Annotated in this window: 15 protein-coding genes; 5 read left to right on the top strand and 10 right to left on the bottom strand. The window is 72.5% G+C overall.

The window, feature by feature from the left end:
* Positions 1 to 187: 187 nt before the first annotated feature.
* Complete coding sequence (locus AB0B72_RS01190; protein ID WP_367736235.1) at positions 188 to 2,476, bottom strand: hypothetical protein; 2,289 nt, start codon at positions 2,474 to 2,476, stop codon at positions 188 to 190.
* 182 nt (positions 2,477 to 2,658) lie between these two features.
* Between AB0B72_RS01190 and cofD the strand changes: the two genes are divergently transcribed.
* Together cofD and AB0B72_RS01180 are read left to right on the top strand one after the other, a co-directional pair.
* A complete protein-coding gene (gene cofD / locus AB0B72_RS01185; protein WP_367736234.1) occupies positions 2,659 to 3,609 on the top strand; it encodes a 2-phospho-L-lactate transferase in 951 nt (316 codons plus the stop codon).
* Between the two features lie 13 nt (positions 3,610 to 3,622).
* Entirely contained in the window at positions 3,623 to 4,921 is a 1,299-nt protein-coding gene (locus tag AB0B72_RS01180; RefSeq protein WP_367736233.1) for a coenzyme F420-0:L-glutamate ligase, read from the top strand.
* Positions 4,922 to 5,182: 261 nt separating this feature from the next.
* Here the strand turns inward: AB0B72_RS01180 and AB0B72_RS01175 are convergent, their stop codons facing one another.
* Together AB0B72_RS01175 and AB0B72_RS01170 are read right to left on the bottom strand one after the other, a co-directional pair.
* Positions 5,183 to 5,827, bottom strand: a complete 645-nt coding sequence (locus tag AB0B72_RS01175) for a DedA family protein (protein WP_367736232.1) — start codon at positions 5,825 to 5,827, stop codon at positions 5,183 to 5,185.
* Positions 5,820 to 6,458, bottom strand: coding sequence for a class I SAM-dependent methyltransferase (locus AB0B72_RS01170; protein ID WP_367736231.1), 639 nt, complete (start codon positions 6,456 to 6,458; stop codon positions 5,820 to 5,822). The genes AB0B72_RS01175 and AB0B72_RS01170 overlap by 8 nt, the downstream gene beginning before the upstream one ends.
* 135 nt (positions 6,459 to 6,593) lie before the next feature.
* Here AB0B72_RS01170 and AB0B72_RS01165 point away from each other — a divergent pair, with 135 nt between their 5' ends.
* The 3 genes from AB0B72_RS01165 (at position 6,594) to AB0B72_RS01155 (ending at position 11,043) form a co-directional block, all read left to right on the top strand.
* Positions 6,594 to 7,862 (top strand): sensor histidine kinase, encoded by a 1,269-nt coding sequence (locus tag AB0B72_RS01165; protein WP_367736230.1) that lies wholly within the window; start codon positions 6,594 to 6,596, stop codon positions 7,860 to 7,862.
* Complete coding sequence (locus AB0B72_RS01160) at positions 7,841 to 8,500, top strand: response regulator (protein WP_367736229.1); 660 nt, start codon at positions 7,841 to 7,843, stop codon at positions 8,498 to 8,500. Before AB0B72_RS01165 ends, AB0B72_RS01160 begins: the two co-directional genes overlap by 22 nt.
* 464 nt (positions 8,501 to 8,964) lie before the next feature.
* On the top strand, positions 8,965 to 11,043 hold the full coding sequence (locus tag AB0B72_RS01155) for a DUF222 domain-containing protein (protein WP_367736228.1): 2,079 nt from the start codon (positions 8,965 to 8,967) through the stop codon (positions 11,041 to 11,043).
* Between the two features lie 273 nt (positions 11,044 to 11,316).
* On the opposite strand, the gene AB0B72_RS01150 is transcribed toward AB0B72_RS01155, so the two are convergent.
* The 7 genes from AB0B72_RS01150 to AB0B72_RS01120 all read right to left on the bottom strand — a co-directional run bounded on the left by AB0B72_RS01150 (position 11,317) and on the right by AB0B72_RS01120 (position 20,282).
* Complete coding sequence (locus AB0B72_RS01150) at positions 11,317 to 11,871, bottom strand: DinB family protein (protein WP_367736227.1); 555 nt, start codon at positions 11,869 to 11,871, stop codon at positions 11,317 to 11,319.
* A gap of 116 nt (positions 11,872 to 11,987) precedes the next feature.
* Complete coding sequence (locus AB0B72_RS01145) at positions 11,988 to 14,777, bottom strand: bifunctional FO biosynthesis protein CofGH (RefSeq protein ID WP_367736226.1); 2,790 nt, start codon at positions 14,775 to 14,777, stop codon at positions 11,988 to 11,990.
* Between the two features lie 116 nt (positions 14,778 to 14,893).
* Complete coding sequence (locus AB0B72_RS01140) at positions 14,894 to 15,874, bottom strand: DNA-3-methyladenine glycosylase (RefSeq protein WP_367736225.1); 981 nt, start codon at positions 15,872 to 15,874, stop codon at positions 14,894 to 14,896.
* A 72-nt stretch (positions 15,875 to 15,946) separates the two neighbouring features.
* A complete protein-coding gene (locus AB0B72_RS01135; RefSeq protein WP_367736473.1) occupies positions 15,947 to 17,035 on the bottom strand; it encodes a sugar phosphate nucleotidyltransferase in 1,089 nt (362 codons plus the stop codon).
* 30 nt (positions 17,036 to 17,065) lie between these two features.
* Positions 17,066 to 18,193 (bottom strand): glycosyltransferase family 4 protein, encoded by a 1,128-nt coding sequence (locus AB0B72_RS01130; RefSeq protein ID WP_367736224.1) that lies wholly within the window; start codon positions 18,191 to 18,193, stop codon positions 17,066 to 17,068.
* Positions 18,194 to 18,472: 279 nt separating this feature from the next.
* A complete protein-coding gene (locus tag AB0B72_RS01125) occupies positions 18,473 to 19,399 on the bottom strand; it encodes a lysylphosphatidylglycerol synthase transmembrane domain-containing protein (protein WP_367736223.1) in 927 nt (308 codons plus the stop codon).
* A gap of 31 nt (positions 19,400 to 19,430) precedes the next feature.
* Positions 19,431 to 20,282: a methyltransferase domain-containing protein gene (locus tag AB0B72_RS01120; RefSeq protein ID WP_367736222.1), complete on the bottom strand. Its 852-nt coding sequence runs from the start codon at positions 20,280 to 20,282 to the stop codon at positions 19,431 to 19,433.
* Positions 20,283 to 20,330 lie beyond the last annotated feature (48 nt).

Below are 20,330 nucleotides of genomic sequence, written 5' to 3'. Positions count from 1 at the left end.
TCCCTGTCGCTCGCCCGCCCACAATGGAGCCCCCCATAAAAACGCCTGCCCTCTACCCGCCCTCGGGAAGGCGTAACAACATGTGTGTAATTACACGCGCGTGGCGCGTGTGGCGTCAAGCGGCATAACGATACCCGGGGAAAGACCTGCTCGCCCCGGTTCGCATTGCCCCGATCTTCGGTCCTTGTCAGCGTTCGGAACCATACCAAGGGAGATCGGGGTCGTTTCCGCGGCCTGCCTGATCAGGGGCGGAACCTTCCTCATACTTTGCCTGCGACCTTTCGGGCGTGTAGATCGCGGTGGGGTCCAGCGGCTCCTGCCTCCGGGGGTCGCTCAGCGGGTCACCCGGGTAGGAGGCGGGGTCGAAGCGCAGGGTCTGGTCCGCGGTGGGCTCCACGGCGGACGGCTGGTACGGGGAGGACGCGGGCCTCTGCGGGTGGCCCAGCGGGTTGTCGTAATACTCCGGGAAGTCCTGCGGGCCGGTCGGGACCTCGGCGGGCCTGACCGTCATCTGGTAGCTCTGCGCCTGCTGGTAGGCCTGCGCGAGCTGCTGCTCCCTCGGGTCGGCCGAGCCCTCGTAGGACGGGGACTCGTCCATCGGCTGCTCGGCGGCGTGCCGGGCGAACTGCGAGCCCGAGTAGCCGGCGAACGGCGAGCTCTGCTGGTCGTACGGCCCGGCCGCGGGGGTTCCTTCCGCGGGCGGGGAGGCGGGCCCGCCGAAGGAGCCCTGGCCGAGCCCTTCGGCCACGGACGGCGGGGGGAAGGCGGGAACGTCGGGCGGGGCGATGTAGGACGAGCGGCCGTGGTCGGTGGCCTCCGGCTGCTGGCCCGCGTAGCCGTACCGGTTGAACACCGGGCCCTGCGGCAGCTTGGAGTACGCGTCGGGCTGCGAGCCGGCCCGGTGCCCCGGGTGCGCGCCGGAGGCGGAGTCCGGCTGCCGGCCGAACGAGTCCGCGCCCGGCTCGGCGCCGAACCCCTGCGGCCGGTCGGCCGGGTTCCCGGGCGCCGCGTACGGGTCGGTGTAGTAGGCCCCGGTCTGGAACTCCTGCGGCCCCGGCCGGCCCTGGGGCGGCGGGCTCTGGCCGTAGGGCTGGGCGTGCCCCGCGCCCTGCTGCTGCTCGCCGGGCCAGGGCTGCGCCGGCGCGAGCGGCTGGGGCGCCCCGTGCTGGGGAGTGTGCGGGGAGGACGGGGGCGCCGCGTGCTGGGGCGCGGTTCCGGCCTGGGAGGGGAAGGACGGCTGCCCGGGATAGGCGTCGCCCTGACCGGGCGCCGTCCCGTACGGCTCGCGGGAATGGTCCTGGCCGAAAGGCCCCTGACCGAGGTCCTGAGTGCCGAAAGCCCCCTGACCGCGATCCTGGCCGAACGGGTCCTGCGGCCGATCCTGGGGGGAAGCGTTCTGGCCGCCGTTCTGCGCGAAGGCGCCCTGGCCGGCGGCGCCGTTCTGCGTGAAGGCGCCCTGGCCGAAGGACGGCTGGCCGCTCTCCTGTCCGAAGGACCCTTGGCCGAAGGCCGCCTGTCCCCCGTCCTGGCCGAACGTGCCCTGGTCGGCGCTCTGGCCGTACGCGCCGGAGCGCTCCTGGTCGAACTGGCGCTCCACAGGGGCCGGGAGCTGCGGGTACGTGGAGCCGTTGACCGGGGCCCCCGGCTGCCCCTCCCCCGCGCCCTGCCCGTTCTGGCCGGAAAGGCTGTGCTGGGCTGGAAGGCTGTGCTGGCCGGTGCCCGGCAGGCCGTTCTGGGTCGGCACGCCGTTCTGGGTCGGCACGCCGTTCTGACCGGGCAGGCCGTGCTGACCCGGGAGGGCGGGCTGACCCGTGAAGCCGTTGCCGCCGTCCATTCCGTTGACACCGGAGGCGGCGTGCTGGCCGCCCGCCTGGCCGTTCTGTCCCATCGGCGTCTGTCCCATCGGCGACTGCGGGTCGCCGTACCCCTGCGGGAGGGCGGGGGCGTAGCCCTGCGGCGGGTGGGCCTCACCCTGCGGCCCGCCGAAGAAGCCCTCGCCGCTGCGGGCGGGCTCGCGGCGTGACTGGAGGGGCCGTGATTGGAGAGACAGGGCGACGTTCAGCGAGTAGACGGCGCCCAGAGCGGCCAGGGCAAGCACCGGAAGGCCGATGATGAGGGATTCGAACTTGTCGCGGAAGGTCAGCGTGTCGCCGATGAGAACGCCCAGGACGCTGACGACGCCGAAGACGACGCCGAGGGCGAGCGCTCCCGCGGAGCCGAGCGCGACGAGGCGGGCCCGCCGGGTCGGCTCGCCCGCCTTCGTCACCAGCAGCACCGCGATCACGGCGAGCACGGTGGACAACGGCGAAACGAACGTGCGCAGACCGGAGACCGCGCGGACCCCGAAGGCGAGATCGCCCCCTGAGGCCGGGCCGATGAGCAGCCGTGCCACGCCGACGAGAATGCCGGTGGACACCACCGCGAGCATGATCCACGCGGCCGGCTCCCGCAGCCGCGCGGTATCGACCTTGATCACAATTACCCCCATCGGACCAATCGGCACTCGGGGAAGTTTCGCACATGCCCGACTTGGGTGTTGGCACAGCCTTGAACCGTAGAATCTTCAACCTCGTATGTAAGTACGAATAACACCGACATCAGATGAACCCCTGGCGGCCCACCGGCGGAGCGGTCAAGGACCGGTGGAAGACTGGCGGCATGCGCATCGTGTCCCTCGCCGGCGGAATCGGCGGCGCCCGATTCCTCCGAGGTCTCAAGGCGGCGGCCCCCGGTTCCGAGATCACCGTGATCGGCAACACCGGAGACGACATCACGCTTTTCGGCCTCCGTGTCTGCCCCGATCTCGACACCGTGATGTACACCCTCGGGGGCGGCATCAACGAGGAGCAGGGGTGGGGAAGGGCCCGTGAAACTTTCACGGTCAAGGAGGAGCTGGCCGCCCACGGCATGGAGCCGCAGTGGTTCGGTCTCGGCGACCGTGACTTCGCCACGCACATCATCCGGACGCAGATGCTGGCGGCCGGCTATCCCCTCTCCGAGGTGACCGAGGCCCTGTGCGAGCGGTGGCGGCCTGGCGTGCGGCTGCTGCCCATGTCGGACGACCGCACCGAGACCCACGTCGTGGTCTCGGACGCCGACGGGCGGCGGGCGATCCACTTCCAGGAGTGGTGGGTCCGGCTGAGGGCCTCGGTGCCCGCCGAGCAGATCGCCCTCGTCGGCGCCGACGAGGCGGCCCCGGCGCCTGGCGTCCTGGAGGCCGTCCAGGAGGCCGACTTCGTGATCCTCCCGCCGTCGAACCCGGTGGTCAGCATCGGCACGATCCTCCAGATCCCCGGCATCCGGGAGGCGGTGGAGGGCAAGACCGTCGTCGGCGTCTCGCCGATCATCGGCGGCGCCCCCGTACGCGGCATGGCCGACGCCTGCCTGACCGCCATCGGCGTGGAGACCAGCGCCCAGGCCGTCCTTGAGCTGTACGGCTCCCGCCTGATCGACGGATGGCTCGTGGCGGAGGAGGACAAGGACGTGGCTCTCGACGGCGTCACCGTGGAGGCCCGCCCGCTCCTGATGAGCTCCCCCGAGGCCACCGCCGACATCGCGGCGGCGGCGGTCGCGCTCGCCCAGGCCCTGTCGGGCCCCGTTGCCCCGTAAGGACGGCTCACCAGTGACGACGACTCCCGTGCCCCACATCACCATCACCGGCGTGCCCGGAATGCCGGAGATCCAACCCGGTGACGACCTCGCCGGCCTGCTGGCCCTGGCCGCGCCCGGCCTGGAGGACGGCGACGTCCTCGTCGTCACCTCGAAGATCGTGAGCAAAGCGGAGGGCCGCGTCCGGGCCGGCGACAGCCGTACGGCGGCGATCGAGGAGGAGACGGCGCGCGTCGTCGCGCGCCGCGGCGAGACGGTGATCGCGCAGACGCGGCACGGCTTCGTGATGGCGGCCGCCGGGGTCGACGCCTCGAACACCTCCCCGGGGACCGTCCTGCTGCTCCCCGAGGACCCGGACCGTTCGGCCCGCGAGATCCGCCGGGGTCTGCGGACCCGGCTGGGCGTCCAGGTCGGGGTGATCGTCTCGGACACGTTCGGGCGTCCCTGGCGGCACGGGCTGACCGATGTGGCGATCGGCGCGGCCGGCGTCCGGCCGCTCGACGACTTCCGCGGCAGGTCCGACCCGTACGGCAACCCGCTGAGCGCGACCGTCACCGCGCTGCTCGACGAGATCGCGGGGGCGGCCGAGCTGGCCAAGGGCAAGCTGTCGGGCGTTCCCGTGGCCGTCGTACGCGGGCTGGGCGACCTGGTGACGGCCGAGGACGGGCCCGGCGCCCGCGTGCTGGTCAGGCCCGCCGACGAGGACATGTTCCGGTACGGCTCCGCCGACGTCGTCTTCGCCCGCCGTACGATCCGGGAGTTCTCCCGCGAGGCGGTGGACTCCGGCGCGGTACGTCGGGCGGTGGCGGCGGCGATCGCGGCTCCGGCCCCTCATCACACGACTCCCTGGCGGTTCGTGCTGCTGGAGACGGCTCCGGCGCGTACGGCGCTGCTCGACGCCATGCGGGACGCCTGGGTGGAGGACCTGCGGTCCGACGGCTTCTCTGAGGAGTCGATCGCCCGGCGGGTCCGGCGGGGTGACGTGCTGCGCGAAGCGCCCTACCTGGTCGTTCCCTGCATGGTGATGGACGGCTCGCACACCTACCGCGACGAGCGCAGGAACGCGTCCGAGCGGGAGATGTTCGTGGTGGCGACCGGCGCCGGCGTGCAGAACCTGCTGGTCCAGCTCGCCGTCGAGGGCCTGGGCTCGGCCTGGGTGTCGTCCACCATGTTCTGCCGGGACGTGGTGCGCAAGGTGCTCGACCTGCCGGACGGCTGGGACCCTATGGGCGCCGTCGCCGTCGGCCACCCCGCCGCGCCGCCGAGGGAGCGGCCGCCGAGGGACCCGGCGGACTTCCTCGTCGTCCGCTGAACACACGCGCTCACGCACGAGGGCAGGTGGGGTGGCACAGGCGCTTGGCGAGGTCGGGCAGGAGACGTCGATGATCTGTCCCGCAGCGTACGCAGCACCGGAGCCGGCGGCTGCTCGACCACCTGGACCTTCACGCACCTGCCCGCCGCGCCGGCGCCACTCGCGTTGAACCGCTCGGCGGCCTCCATCACGGGCGGCGCGATGTCCACGGCGGACGCCACGTCCACGAGGATCGGGCCCCGGGAGAACATATAGAACTTGTTATAACCGTGCGCAGGTGCCCTGGAGCGAGACCGTCGCGGGCGGCGAGCCGTCCCGCGGCCCGCGGCCGCGATGGCGCGCGTACGCGACGGCCAGGGCGGCCCCCACGACGACCGGCCCCGCCGCGCCGATGTGGGCGGTCACCTGCCCGATGACTTCAGGGGCCAGGTGGTGGCTGAGTGTCACGAGCGTGACCGCCCATGCGGCGGCGGTGGGCACACTCGCGATCGCGAACCTCCGGTACGGCATGCCCGACCAGCCGGAGAGCCGGGGGACCAGCGTGCGGGCGCTGCCGATCCACTGGCCGGCCGCCACCGCCCACACACCCCGCCTCGCCACCATCCGGCGTCCGCGCCGCCAGGCTCCGGGCCCGATCCTGCCGGCGAGGCGGTGGATGGAGGCGGCGCCCCTGCGCCTGCGTCCCCACAGGTAGGACAGGTGGGTCCCGGCCACCGCGGCCGAGGCGGCCACTGCGGCGGTGCCGCCCAGCGGCAGCACGCCGAGGTGGGTGAAGTAGCCGAGTGCCACCAGCGCGCTGGTCCCCGGCAGCACGACACCGATCATGGTCCCGGCCTCGGCCACGATGAGCAGCCAGGCGACGGCCAGCAGAAGCGGCGGCGGGAGCTGTCCGAGCAGCTCAGACATCGCCCACCGGCCTGCGGCAGACGTACGCGAGGCCCGGCGGCATGTTGCGCCACACCGGCCCCGTCGTCAGCACCTCGTCGAAGGTGCCCCGCAGGCGGCGCCGGAAGGCCCTCGCCCGCGCCAGCGGCACGGCGTGGAGATAGGTCACCGTCGTGAACGCCCCCGTGACGCGGAGCACCCGCCCGATCTCGCCGAGGATCAGTTCCTGCCGTTCCGCCGGGAAGAGCGACCACGGCAGCGTGCTGACGACCGCGTCGACCCGGTCGATCCCCTGCCCGGCCAGGATCACGCCGAGGTCGGCCGCGTCGCCATGGATGACGCTCAGCCAGGGCCGGGCCCGGCGAAGGTGCGCCACCATCCCGGAGTCGATCTCGACGGCCAGATGGCGGCCACCTGGTGCGAGCCTGCTCCGGATGGCCTCGCTGATCGAGCCGGTGCCCGGGCCCAGCTCCACGACCACCGGACTGCCGGTCGTGGGCACCACGGCGGTGAGCGCCCTCGCCAGGGCGGGCGAGCTCGGCGCCACCGCCCCGACGACCCCCTGCCTGCGCAGCGCGACGGCCGCGAACGCCCGCAGGTCGGTGACATCCCGGGTGCTTCGCCCCGGGCTGAGGTGCAGTGTCTCGTTCATGACCCCCATCAGACCGCCGTGGGGACCCGGGCCACCAGGAGACACGGCATACGTCAGGGGGTATGCCTGGCCCTACCCCAGGAGGTATGCCGGGCCGTCTTCAGGCGTCCGTCCGCACCCCCGTAGGGTCGTCGGGTGCGTCCACAGAACGCCTGGCAGGCCGTGTTGCGACGCGACCTGCCGGCGACCTCCCTGCCCTGGCGCGCCCTGGCCTACCTGGTGACGGGCGCGGGCATCGGCGCGGTCGTGCTGGTGCTGCTGGTGGCCGCGCTCGTGACGTCGGCGGTGCTCACCCTCGTCCTGGTGGGCGTCCCGCTGCTGGCGGCCGTGGCGCTCGCCGGCCTCCCGGTGGGCGCGCTCGAACGCAGGCGACTGCGGATCGTCGATCCGGAGCCGGTCGCCACCCCGCACCGCCCGGCCGGGCCGGGGCCGCGCGCATGGGCCCTGACCCGTCTCCGCGAGCAGGCGACGTGGCGGGCCCTGGCCTACACGGGTCTGCTGGCCACCGTGCTGGGCCCCGTCGAGCTGATCGCCGTGACGTACGGACTCGTCGTGCCCCTCGTCATGATCTGCGCCCCGCTGAGCATGGCGGAGACCGGAGACGTCACGCTGCTGAAGTTCTGGCCGCTGGAGACGTTTCCCGAGGCCTTCGCGGCGGCGGCCCTCGGGGTCGTGATCCTCGTCCTGGCGGCCTACCCGCTGACCGCCCTCGCGCTGGGACACGCCACGCTGGCGCGCATGCTCCTCGCTCCCACGCGGGCCGAATCCGGCGAACGGCTCGCCGAGCTGACCCGCTCGCGCACCCGCCTGGTCGAGGCGTTCGAGGTCGAACGGCGGCGCATCGAGCGCGACCTGCACGACGGCGCCCAGCAGCGGCTGGTCGCGCTGACCATGACACTGGGCCTGGCGAAGGTCTCCCAGGGCGAGGAGGCAGACGAGCTGGTCTCCAGGGCGCACGCGGAGGCGAAGCTCGCGCTGGCGGAGATCCGCGACCTCATCCGCGGCATCCATCCGCGCATCCTCGTCGACCGCGGGCTGCCCGCCGCGGTCGCGGAGCTCGCCGACCGGTCGCCGGTGCCCGTCGAGGTCAGTGTGGACATTCCCCGCCGGCTGCCCGAGGTCCTGGAGTCTGTCGCCTACTTCGTCGTGAGCGAGGGCCTGGCGAACGTGGCCAAGCACAGCGAGGCCGAGCACGCGTGGGTGAACGGCCGCCTCGACGGCCGGCTGCTCACGGTGGAGATCAGGGACGACGGCGTGGGCGGCGCCGACGCCTCGGCCGGGACGGGGCTCGCCGGGCTGGCCGACCGGGTCTCGGTGGTCGACGGCAGACTGATGCTGTCGAGCCCTGCCGGCGGCCCGACCCTGCTACGTGTGGAGATCGCGTGCCCGTCGACCGTCCGCTGAGAGTGGTCATCGCCGAGGACAGCGTGCTGCTGCGCGAGGGGCTGTCCACGCTGCTGACCCGATTCGGCCACGAGGTGGTCGCCTCTGTGGGCGACGCGACGGCGCTGGCGGCCGCGGTCGGGCGGGACGTCCCCGACATCGTCGTGACGGATGTGCGGATGCCGCCCGGCTTCTCCGACGAGGGCCTGCGCGCGGCGGTCGCGCTGCGCGAAGCGCACCCCCGCCTCAGCGTCCTGGTCCTCAGCCAGTACGTCGAGCAGACCTACGCGAGCGAGCTCCTCGACTCGGGCGACGGCACCGGGGTCGGCTATCTCCTCAAGGACCGGATCGGCGATGTCGAGGAGTTCATGACCGCCCTGACCGGCATCGCGGGCGGCGGGACCGTCGTCGATCCCGAGGTGGTGCGGCAGTTGCTGCGCCGCCGCCGTGACCCGCTGCGGCGCCTCAGCCCAAGAGAGGGAGAGGTCCTCGCCCTCATGGCCGAGGGCAGGTCGAACACGGCGATCGCCCGGGCTCTCATGGTGTCGGAGGCCGCCGTCGGCAAGCACATCGGGAACATCCTCACCAAGCTGGACCTGCCCCCCGATGAGGACGACCACCGCCGTGTCCTCGCGGTGGTCGCCTTCCTGCGTGGCTGAAGGCCTTTTCCCGCCTCACTCGAACGGGTCATACCGGCGCCCAGATGCGGCTACGACGCCTCTTCCACCGAACCTCATGGGAGCGTCGGAATTTGTCGGCGCAATCAGTCCAGCCCCTAAGGTAGATCTTTATCTCAGCCCGCTGAGCTGGGGTTATGAGAAGTTCGCCACCCGTTTTTGTCGGTGGCGGCCATTAACGTGAGGGGAGTTGGATCGCTTGACGGCAGGTGAAAGGGGTGGTTCCAGTGGCGGCTTTTCTTGTCGACGAGTCTTCGGCTGGGGAACGCCCGAGCCTGCCGCCCTTCCCTATCACCGGGGGCGCTCGCGCCTTCGGCGCCGCCGTTCCTGAGTTGCTCAGAGGCACCCCGCTCGATCCGGATGCCACCCGGTCGCGGCGGCATGTCGTCAGCGACGATGTTTCCGGTGGCGAGGTCCCCAGTGGCGACCCGTCGGATGACGACCATATGGGGCGCATGCACAGCGATGGCGCTACCGCCGATGTGTCGGGTGTGTTGGCGGGTGAGTTGCTGGCGATCGCCGCTCGGTTGGCGGTCGCTGTGTTGCCTGACAGTGCTGCGGTGTGTCTGGATGAGGCGGAGATGTTGGTGCGGGCGCGGGATCTGGTGACCTGCGCGTTGGCCGCTCGGGTGGAGCGGGTGCATGTCACCGGTGAGGTCAAGGCGCATGGCCATGCCTCCACCAGCACCTGGCTACGGTGGCAAACCACCTCACCCCCGGCGGCCACCACCGACCCGGGAACCACCGACCCGGCGACCGCCGATTCTGGGGCGACCGACCCGAGTGACACAGTCGGCTCTCCTGCGGCCGACTCCTCTGGGGTCGGCCCTGAGGAAGGCGGTCTCTATGCGGCGGGTCCTGGTGGAGTCCGGGTCGGGAGGGTCGGTCCGGGGATGACCAGGGCTGGTGCGGCTCGGATGAAGCGGATCGCCATGGAGTTGGGTCGTCTGCCTTTGGTGCGGGAGCGGTTCGCCGCCGGCTTGTTGTCGGAGGGGTCGGTGGAGGCGATCACGGCGGTCACCGCCAAGTTGAGCGACGAACATGCCGCGCAGGCCGAGCCGATCTTGGCGGAGCTGGCCGACACCGCCTCACCGGCCGAGGTGGCCAAGGCCGGCCGGTATCTGCGGGAGCTGCTGAACCCGGGGACGCTGGACAAGGAATGCGACGACGACTACGCCGCCCGGTTCCTGCAGCTCCGCCAGTCCCACACCGGCGGAGTCGAGGGAGAGTTCCGCCTGCCGCGGGAGGCGGCCGCCGCGCTGGTGGAGTTCATGACCGCCTACGCCCGCCCCAAAGACAAAGACGACGACCGCCCATTGCGAGTCCGCCAAGCCGACGCCTTCGCCGCCCTGCTCACCAAGAAGGTCTCCACCGAACTCCTCGTCCTGGTCCGCGCCGAATCCATGCCCGCTGACGTACCTGCCGCACCCGACACGGACAACAGCAGCGACACCGACCCCCGGCAGGATGAGGACGCCCCCCAACAGCAGGACGAGGACGGCACTTGGCAGGACGACGGCCTCCGACGGGCCGCCGACCTCCGGCAGGAGACTGCCTGCAACGCCCACACCCCGGACGAGCCGACCACTGCCACCCCCGACCCGACCACCCCCAACTCGGCCACCGGCCCCCGCGACCCGGCCACCGGACCCGCCGACCCCACCCGCTCCGCCGAACCCGGCCAGCCCGCCGAACCGATCCCCACCCCGACCTTCCAGCCGGACACCACACCCCACCAACCCGAACACGGACACCCCCGGCCACCCAAGGAGCACTCCCGCCAGCAGGCCCCACCCAGCGGGACATCCCCGCCCGGCCACCATCACCCACAACCGGACACAAGCACACGCGCGGGCACCGGCACCGGCGTGGGCGCCAGCACGCGCACCGGCCCGCGCACAGACACGGGCGCGGGTGTGGGCGCGGACACCGGCATGCGCACAGGCGCAGGCTCGCGCATGGACATGGGCACCGGTGCGGGCAGCGGGGGACGCGCAGACCGGGGCACCCAAGCGGGTACCGGGGCGTCCGCGGATGCCGGGGCGTCTGCGGATGCGTGTCGGACGTGTGGGCATGCCCCGGATCGGCTCGCGCCTGGGTTGCTGATCGCCACCGGGCATCTGCTGCCGATCAGCGACATCCACCGGCTGGCCCGCACCTCACGCCTGACCCGTCTGGTCATCAATGCCCAAGGACAAGTCCTCGACATGGGCCGCACCACCCGCCTGGCCACCCCCGCCCAACGACGCGCCCTGCTGGCCCGCTACACCACCTGCTACTGCCAAGGCTGCCCCATCCCCGCCGACATGACCGAAGTCGACCACGTCCACGGCTGGATCGACGACGGCACCACCGACCTCGACCTGCTCGCCCCCGCCTGCACCCACCACAACCGCGACAAATTCCACCACCCCCACCGCTACACCACCCACCGCAACCCCGACGGCACCTGGACCCTCCTCCACCACCCCAAACGCCGCCACTTCGGCACGAACACGAGCCGGTTCGACGAGTCGCATCGCTGATCCCCTGCGAGGCGAGCGGCATAGGCACGTTCGCTGCCCTGGGTGCTCACGCGTCCCGGCGGAGCGCGGAGCGGCAACCGGGAGGCGTGAGCGGGACCAGTGAGGTATCTCGCCGGTTGGTCTACCTGAAGCACAGGAACTACGCACCCACAGCACGTTCCACCGGCGAGCACCCCGGCCCCGGCGGAGATCACGAACTCACTACGGGGCGGCAATGCGGCGAGGCGCCACCTGGGTGACCGCATCAGGCGAGGAGATCCAAAAGAACACGCGTCAGGGTGCGCCGGCCGCTTCGCGCGCGGCGTTCTCCAGGCGCTCGCGATAGGCCTCCCACGAGCCCTGATCGATCTCGGGGAGGTTGTCACCTTCTGAGCTGAGGCCGACGGAGCCGTCGATCAGCTCTCGCACGATGTCGGCGTGCCCGGCGTGCCGCTCGGTCTCCGAGAGCATGTGCACGAGGATGCGGTGCAGGGTCACCTGCCGCCGCTCTTCGGGCCACCACGGCACCTGGCCGATCGCGTCCAGCTCCAGGGCTTCGATGGTGGCGTCCGAATGGGCCCAGGCCCGGTGGTAGAGCGCGATGATCTGCTCGCGCGACTCGTCGGGAGTCGCCCACATGTCGGCGTTGGGCTCCGCACCCTCGTCGAACCAGGGCAACGGCTCGCCGGAGGGCCGGCCGAAGACATCGCCAAGGTAGCCGAGCTCAACGCTGGCCACATGCTTGACCAGCCCCAGAAGGTTGGTGCCGGTTGGCGTGAGCGGCCGCCGGGCGTCGTACTCGGAGAGCCCCTCCAGCTTCCGCAGCAGGGCTTCGCGGGCGGTTCTCAAATATCGATGAAGATCCGCTTTCGGATCCGAGTCAGTCATGCCGACGAGTCTGGCAGCCTGCTCCGACAAGCCCGAGGCCACCCGCCGCGGTGAGGCGGCGGGAGGGCCCCGCGCCGTCAGTGCGAGGTCAGGGGGATGCTCCTGCGCACGCTCCGGCAGACGCCGTCGCTCGCGGCCGCCGCCGCCACCCGCTCCGCCGAGGGCTTGCCGTACTCCGTCGTGCGCTGCCGCAGCGGCCGGCCGGTCGGCGCGACCATCGCGGCGATCTCACTGATCGTCTTGTACGACCCGTTCTCGGACCCGGCCATCCGGCTGATGGTCTCCTCCATCAGCGTCCCGCCGAGGTCGTTGACGCCGCCGTCGAGGACGTCGCGGCACAGGCCGTCCTGGAGCTTGACCCACGAACACTGGATGTTCCCGATCGCCCCGTGGAGCAGGATCCGGGCCAGAGCGTGGACGGCCCGGTTCTCCCGGGCGGTCGGCCCGGGGCGGGCCACGCCGGCGAGATAGATGGGCGCGCTGTGGTGGACGAACGGCAGCAGGACGAACTCGCTGAACCCGCCGGTCTCCTCCTGGATCGAACGGATCAGCCGGATGTGCTTCACCCAGTGCTCGTGGGTGTCCACATGGCCGTACATCATCGTGGAGGTGGTGGGCAGGCCCACCCGGTGAGCCGTGGTGATCACCTCGACCCATTCCCGGGTGGGAAGCTTGCCCTTGGTCAGCACCCACCGGACGTCGTCGTCGAGGATCTCCGCCGCCGTGCCCGGCAGCGAGTCGACTCCCGCCTCCCGGGCGGCCTGCAGCCAGTCCGCGATGGACAGGTTCGTCCGGCTCGCGCCGTTGATGACCTCCATCGGGGAGAACGCGTGGACGTGCATCTCGGGCCGTCGCTGCTTGACCGCCCTCGCGATGTCGAAGTAGGCCGTTCCCGGCAGGTCCGGGTGGATGCCGCCCTGCATGCACACCTCGGTCGCGCCGGCCTCCCACGCCTCGTCGGCGCGGTCGGCCACCTCCGACAGCGACAGCGTGTACGCGTCCGCGTCGGTGCGCCGCTGGGCGAACGCGCAGAACCGGCAGCCGGTGTAGCAGACGTTGGTGAAGTTGATGTTCCGGTTGACCACGTAGGTGACGTCGTCACCCGCTACCTCCCGGCGCAGGCCGTCCGCGATCCGGCACAGCTCGTCCAGCCCGGCGTCATCGGCTCCGGCGCCGGACGGGTCGCCCGCGAGGTCGAGCAGCGCGAGCGCCTGATCGTCGCTCAACCGGGCGGGGTCGCTCTCCGCCTGCTTGAGGGCCGCGCGCACCGTGCCGTCGATCCTGCCGCCAAGGCCGCCGCCAAAACCGCCGGCAACACCGCCGGCAACACCGCCGCGGACCGTACGGCTCTCGCGCGGCAGGCGGTCCCGGAGGGCCTCCCAGTCGCCGTAGACGTTGTCGAAGTCGTCACGCCGGTCGGCCGTACGGCCCTCGGTGTCGACGGCGGTGTGCAGGTCGGCCCGGCCGGTCGTCCGGAGCCCGGCCCCGAAACCGCCGTCCGGCTCCTGCCAGGGCAGGCCCTTGGGCGTCGCGTCCTCCCGCGCCAGCCCGGTCTCCGGGTCGGCGAGGGCCGCCACGTGGTCGCGCAGCCGGGGGTCCAGCCACGGCTCCCCCGCCAGGACGTACTCGGGGTAGATCGTGAGGCGCTCCCGCAGGTCGAACCCGGACGCCGCGGTGCGGGCGGCCAGGTCGTCGATCTGCGGCCAGGGGCGCTCGGGGTTGACGTGGTCGGGGGTGAGCGGGGAGACGCCTCCCCAGTCGTCGATGCCGGCCCGCAGCATCAGGGCGAACTCGTCGCCGATCAGGTTCGGCGGGGCCTGGACGCGCACCTTCGGCCCGAGCACGAGCCGGGTCACCGCGATGGTCGCGGCCAGCTCATGCAGGTCGGCGTCGGGCATGCCGCGCATCGCCGTGTCAGGCTTGGCGCGGAAGTTCTGGACGATGACCTCCTGGACGCCGCCGTACTCCCTGGCCACCCGCCGGATCGCGAAGATCGACTCGGCGCGGTCCTCGATCGTCTCCCCGATGCCGATCAAGATGCCGGTGGTGAACGGCACGTTCGACCGCCCGGCGTCCTCAAGCACGCGCAGCCGTACGGCCGGGTCCTTGTCCGGCGAGCCGTGGTGAGGCTGCCCCTTCTCGGTGAACAGCCGCTCGGACGTGGTCTCCAGCATCATGCCCATCGACGGCGCGACCGGCTTGAGCCGCTGGAGGTCGCGCCAGGTCAGCACCCCCGGGTTGAGGTGCGGCAGCAGGCCGGTCTCCTCCAGCACGCGGATCGCCATGGCCCGGACGTACGACAGCGTGTCGTCGTAGCCGTGCGCGTCCAGCCACTCCCGCGCCTGGTGCCAGCGGTCCTCGGGCCGGTCGCCGAGCGTGAACAGGGCCTCCTTGCAGCCCATCGCCGCGCCGTCGCGGGCGATCTGGAGCACCTCGTCGGGCGACAGGTACGCCGCGGGGAGCCGGTGCGGCGCGGTGGCGAACGTGCAGTAGCCGCAGCGGTCCCGGCACAGCCTGGTCAGCGGGATGAAGACCTTGCGGCTGTAGGTGATGACGCCCGGCCGCCCGGCGGCGGCGATCCCCGCGTCCCGGACCCGGGAGGCGTGGGCGAGCAAGGTCTCCAGGTCGTCGCCGCGGGCCCGCAGAAGGATCGCGGCCTCGGCCACGTCGAGCGTCTTGCCGTCCCTCGCTCTGGCGAGGGCGCGGCGCGTCCCGCTGTCCGCGCTCGGAGCACCGGAACCGGACGCGGCGGCCCTCGGAGTATCGCGATCACCGCCGGTGCCGGCGGCATGATCAGAGCTGTTACGGGGGGCGAAGTCGCCGCTGTGACCGGCGCTGCTGCCGTCGGGGGCCTGGTCTGCCGTCATAGGCGCACCCTACGACCCGTGGGTACGGCAGGCGCGCCCAGCCCCCGCGGTCACGTTTTCATGATCGCCGGGGGAGGCGCCGGATCAGGCCGGGAGACGCCGGGATCGGGGCGGGATCAGAAGGAACGGTAGTCCCGGGCCGCCATCCGGGGGCCGCGAGCGGGGGGCCGGACGCCGCTGAGCTCGATCAACCGGACCACGCGGTGGCGGTGCCCCCGGAACGGCTCCAGGAGTTCGAGCATCCCGGCGTCGTCCGTCTTCCGGCCCGTGAGCGCCCACCCCACGATGGAGGGCAGGTGGAAGTCGCCCACGCTGGGCGCGTCCGGGTCGCCGTGGGCCCGCTGCCGCACCTCGGCGGAGGTCCACACGCCGACTCCCGGCAGGGCGCGCAGCAGCCGGTCCGCCTCGCCGGACCCGGCGGTCGTCTCCAGCTTGCCGGCGTGCCGGGCGGCGTTGACGATCGTGCGAGCCCGTACGGCCTCCGCTCCGGCCCGATGCCAGTCCCACGACGGGATCGCCCGCCACACCTCGGGGGGCGGCGCGACGGCCATCCCCTCCGGCGCCGGCCCGGGAGCCGGCTCGCCGTACTTGCGCATCAGCCACCGCCAGGCGCGCCAGGCCTCCCGGCCGACGACCTTCTGCTCCAGAACGGCGGGCACGAGAGCCTCGAAGACCCGCAGCGAGCTGCCGATCCGCAGCCCGGGATGGCGAGCGGCGAGGCCGGCCACGAACGCGGCGGCCCGCGCCGCCCCGGGGTCGCGGCGGGCGGCTCCCGCGAGCTCGGCCAGCAGGGCGGCGAAGCCCGCCACGTCGTCGTCCGCCCCCAGCAGGCGCGGCAGCGTCTCCAGCAGCCATTGCGCGCCGGGCCCCCACGCCTGGGCGCGGACCTCGGCCCCGGCCGTCACGACCCGTAAGGTGCCCGAGCCCTCGGGTGTGCGGCACGTGCGCCAGATGGCGCCGTCGGGCGTGCGCCGCCACGCGGGATCGCCGCCGCCGCGGCGGTGGGGCGACAGCGTCAGCGCCGCGTCCACCGGCGTGGCGGGCCGCCACCCGCGCTCGCGCGGCGTGGCTCCTGCGCCGTTCCCGCCCAGTGGCATCGTGCTCGCCTCCCCCACCAGTCTGCCGCGACCCACCAAGTCTGCCGCGACGTGGGAGCCGTACGGACCGGGTCAGGCGTCGCTGGAGAAGCGGACGGAGCACTCGGGCAGGACGACGCCCGGCCAGACGCGCATGCCGGAGGTGAGCTCGTTGCCTGGCCCGATGCGGGCGCCGTCACCGACGACCACCTCGCGCAGCACGGAGCCGCCGGCCACCTGGGCGCCGCTGCCCACCACGGAGTTCACGACGACGGCGCCGGACGCCACCACCGAGTCGTCGGCGAGGACGCTGCCCCGGACGCTGGCTCCGGCCTCCACCACCGCGCGGCGGCCGACGACCGTGCCACCGGTGACCTTGGCCTCGGGTGACACGACGGCGCCGTCGAGCAGGAGGAACTCCCCCGCCGGCCCGGGGAGGGCGGGCGAGTCGAGCCTGCCGAGGACCAGGTCGGCGGAGCCCTGGACGAACGCCGCCGGAGTGCCGACGTCGAGCCAGTAGGACGTGTCGGCGTAGCCCAGCACCGGCTCGCCCGCCTCGATGAGGCCGGGGAAGGTCTCCCGCTCCACCGAGACGACCGTCCCGCAGGGAATCGAGTCGATGACGGAGCGCTGGAACACGTAGCAGCCGGCGTTGATCCGGTTGGTGACAGGGTGGGGCATCTTCTCCAGGAACGCCGTCACCCGGCCGTCCTCGCCGGTCGGGACGCACCCGAACCTCGACGCGTCCTCGACCTCGGTGAGGTGGAGGGTCACCGCGGCGCCACGGGAGACGTGCAGGTCCACCTGCGCGGCGATGTCGTGGCCGGACAGGATGTCGCCGTTCAGCACGAGCACGGGGGCGCCGGGCGGGCAGGTCAGCGCGTCGGCGGCGTGGCGGATGGCGCCGCCGGTGCCGAGCGGGCTGTCCTCGATCATGTAGACGATCTCGAGGCCGAAAGCGGACCCGTCGCCGAACGCATCGGCGAACATCGAGGCCCGGTAGGAGGTGGCGAAGACAACGCGTCGTACGCCGTAGGAGTGGGCCTTCGCGAGCTGGTGCGCGAGGAAGGGAACCCCCGCCGTCGGCAGCAGTGGTTTCGGCGTGTGAAGCGTCAGGGGTCGCAAGCGAGTGCCCTGGCCTCCCACAAGCAGGATCGCCTCGAGTCCCTCGGACGAACGCAATGAACTGTCCCTCACAGCGAGAGGTTAGCGCTACCCGCCCACCGCCCGCTGATATGACACGAGATGGGCCTCGGCCGAGCGCTGCCAGGTGAACTCCTGGGCCCGGTCGACACCGGCCTCCGACAGCGCCGCGCGCCGGTCCGGCGACTCCAGCAGCGCGCGCAGCGCCGCCGCGATGCCGTCGATGTCCGGCTCGGTGTACGCCACCGCTTCGCCTCCCACCTCGGGCAGCGAGGACCGGTGGGTGGTCAGCACCGGCGCGCCGCAGGCCATCGCCTCCAGCACGGGCAGCCCGAACCCCTCGCCCCGGGACGGGAGCGCGACGACGAGCGCGCCTCCGAGGAAACCCCGCAGGTCGGAGAAGGGCAGGTAGCCGGGGCGTAGCACCTTGGCCTTCGGCGGCAGCGCGGCCAACGCGGCGTTCACCTCCTCGTCCCACGCCGGACCGCCGGCCAGGACCAGCGCCGGTGGTGACGCGAGGTGCGCCACCGCGCCGCCGAAGCCGCGGATCAGGTTCGCCACGTTCTTGCGCGGCTCCAGCAGGCCGAGATACGCGACGTACGGGTGGCCGTGCAGGCCGACGCGGTCGGCGACCCGCCGCACCTCCCGGTCCGACGGCGGGTGGAACAGCGCGGGGTCGACGCCGTGGTAGGCCACGTCGATCCGGGTGGGATCGGCCCCCAGCACCCGGACCAGCTCCTCCCTCGTCGCCTTGGACGGCACGATCACCCGGTTGGCGTACCGCACGGCCGTACGGGTGGCGGAGCGGAAGAACGAGGCCCTGGCGGGGTCGTGCTGGTCGGGGTCGGTGAAGGAGGTGAGGTCGTGCACGGTGGCCACGGTGGGCAGGCCCGACCGCAGGGGGATCGAGTAGTAGGGAGCGTGGATCACTTCGGCGCCGGCCTGCCGGGCCAGGAGAGGCAGCCCGGTCTGCTCCCAGACGAGGCGCTTGCTCCGGTTGGTGAGGGTGGCCGGGCCCGACAGGATCGTCGCCGAGGGGGCCATCTTGCCGTACCGCTCCGCGTCCGCCCGCTGGCAGACGACCGCGAGGTCCGCGCCCGCCTCGTGAAGGGCGGCGACCAGTCCATCGACGTACCTGATCAGGGCCCCGCGGTCGGCGGGGACGGCGGCGGCGTCGATGAGCACTCGGGGTGTCAAGTTGATCGCTCCCCTCGGTGAGCCCCGCCGGCGGTGGTGCCGCGCTCGCGTGGACTCGGTCGTCCCGTTGTCGTCCTGCGAGGGCTCTCCTGGGGGCGCGCGCCCGTGAACGGACGTCCTCCCCCGGGCACCCTCCACCTTCACTCTATTGCGGACTTCCCCGCAAAAGTGAGGGAAGTCACATGTACGACCATGTCGCCACTGCGAATTTCGCGGCTATTCCACGTAATCGCGGACTATCACCAGATGTTTGCATGATCTTCCGTTTAGCCGGAAAAGTCAGCCCTTCGCCGCGGGCTCCCTTTCGGAGTCCACCACGCGGCGGGACGCGAGCCCGGCCAGGCCGGCGCAGACCAGGTCGCCGACCGAGACGACGAGCCGGGAGCACAGGGCCGCGGCGACGGCCGACGACTGGTCGAGCACGGGGGCCAGCGCGGCGTACATGGCGACCTCCCGGACGCCCGCGCCCGCCGGGGCGATGACCACGAGGAAGCCCAGGCACCAGGCCAGCGAGAAGGCGCCGAAGCTCAAGATCACGGCGTCGGCCCCGGTGGCCCCTAGCCCGTGCACGATGAGGGCCAGGTGCGCGCCGTACGCCGCCCAGCCCGCGAGCGCCCAGCCCAGCGCGGTCAGCACGCCGCGGCGGCTCAGCGGCCGTTCGAGCGGAGGCTTGCGCAGCCGCCTCAATCCGAAGCCGATCGCGGCGTTGACCACACGGGGGTGCAGGGCCACTGCGAGCACGGGGACGAGCAGCAGCAGCCAGGCGTACCGCGCGACGGACTGCCCGGCGAGCACGGGCAGCGTGAAGACGGCCACCAGCAGGCCGCTGCCCAGGTAGATGGGGTAGGTCAGGAAGAACGCGGCGGCGCTGCGCGACCGGGGGATGCCGTGGTCGCGGCCCATCTCCATCTGCGCGAGGACCGGCCACAGCGACCCGGGGATGTACTTGCCGAGCTGCCCGACGAAGAAGATCTTCGCCGCGTCGGGGAGGGCCAGCGGTGAGCCGAGATCGGCCAGGAGCGCCCGCCACATCATCATCCCCGCGGACAGCGCCGCCAGCACGGCGACCAGCGAACCGGTCAGCTCGGGCCAGGTCAGCCGGGTGAGACCGGCGGAGACCTTCGACCACTGACCGGCCACCGCCCACACGCCGAAGCCGAGCGCGACGAGCAGGAACAGGGTGCGGACGGCCTTGCGCCGGTTCACGCGGGGCTCAGGGAGGTGCTCAGGGAGGTGCTCATGGGGTGGGGACGGCTTCCGGCGGCTGCGGGAGACCGGCGCCGAGCGGGCGCCGGGGCGTCTTGGTGGCGACCCAGAGGTAGGTGGGGACCACCGGCAGGAGCGCCTTGAGCGCGGGGCGCGGGGTGCGCTCAAGGGCGCCCTTCGCGGCGCGGCCGGCCGGCCCGGGAAACAGCTCCCCCCCGGCGAACCGCTCCGGCGAGGCGAGCACGGGGAAGGTGTAGTCCCATACGTGGAAGTCCGCGAGCATCCGGCGCAGGCCCGCGCGGGTGCGGAAGCGCTCGTAGTAGTTGTCGGCACGGCCGAACGCCCGGACGTACCGGTCCGCCGCGGCGGGCGGCAGGTAGGACAGGAACGGCAACTTGTAGTGCGGCTCCATCACGCCGAGCTTGTTGCCGAGGCCCAGGTAGAGCACGCCGTCGTCGGACAGCACCCGGTGCATGTCCGCGATGACCGCGTCCGGGTCCACCACGTGCTCGTAGATGTGGTTGAAGACCAGCACGTCGACCGAGCCGTCCGGGAAGGGCAGCGCCCCGCCGTCCGAGCAGACGAAGCCGACGCGGGAGCCGAAGCGCTCCGCCGCCTTCCTCAGCCCGGGGACGTCGATGTCGACCCCGAGCGTACGGCTCGCGCCCGCCGCGGCCAGCTCGTCGGCGATGAAGCCGGCCGAGCACCCGACGTCGGCCACGGTGAGCCCGGAAAGGACGTCGCCGGGCTCGGCGGCGTCCCTGCCGAGGAAGTGCGCGAGGACAGCAATGATCTTGGCGGCCTTCCGGCGGCGCTTGCCCTCGTCGAGCATCGCCGCCTGGAGCTCGGAGTACTCGAGCTGCGCGGCCCGCTGGACGCTCACCGGGCGATCACCGCCGGCATGCCTGGGTTCCGTTCCACGGTGCCCAAC

This window comes from Microbispora sp. NPDC049125 (assembly GCF_040802045.1).
Lineage (GTDB): Bacteria > Actinomycetota > Actinomycetes > Streptosporangiales > Streptosporangiaceae > Microbispora.
Note: the sequence above shows the minus strand (reverse complement) of the source record. Positions and strands in the feature narration are given on the sequence as shown.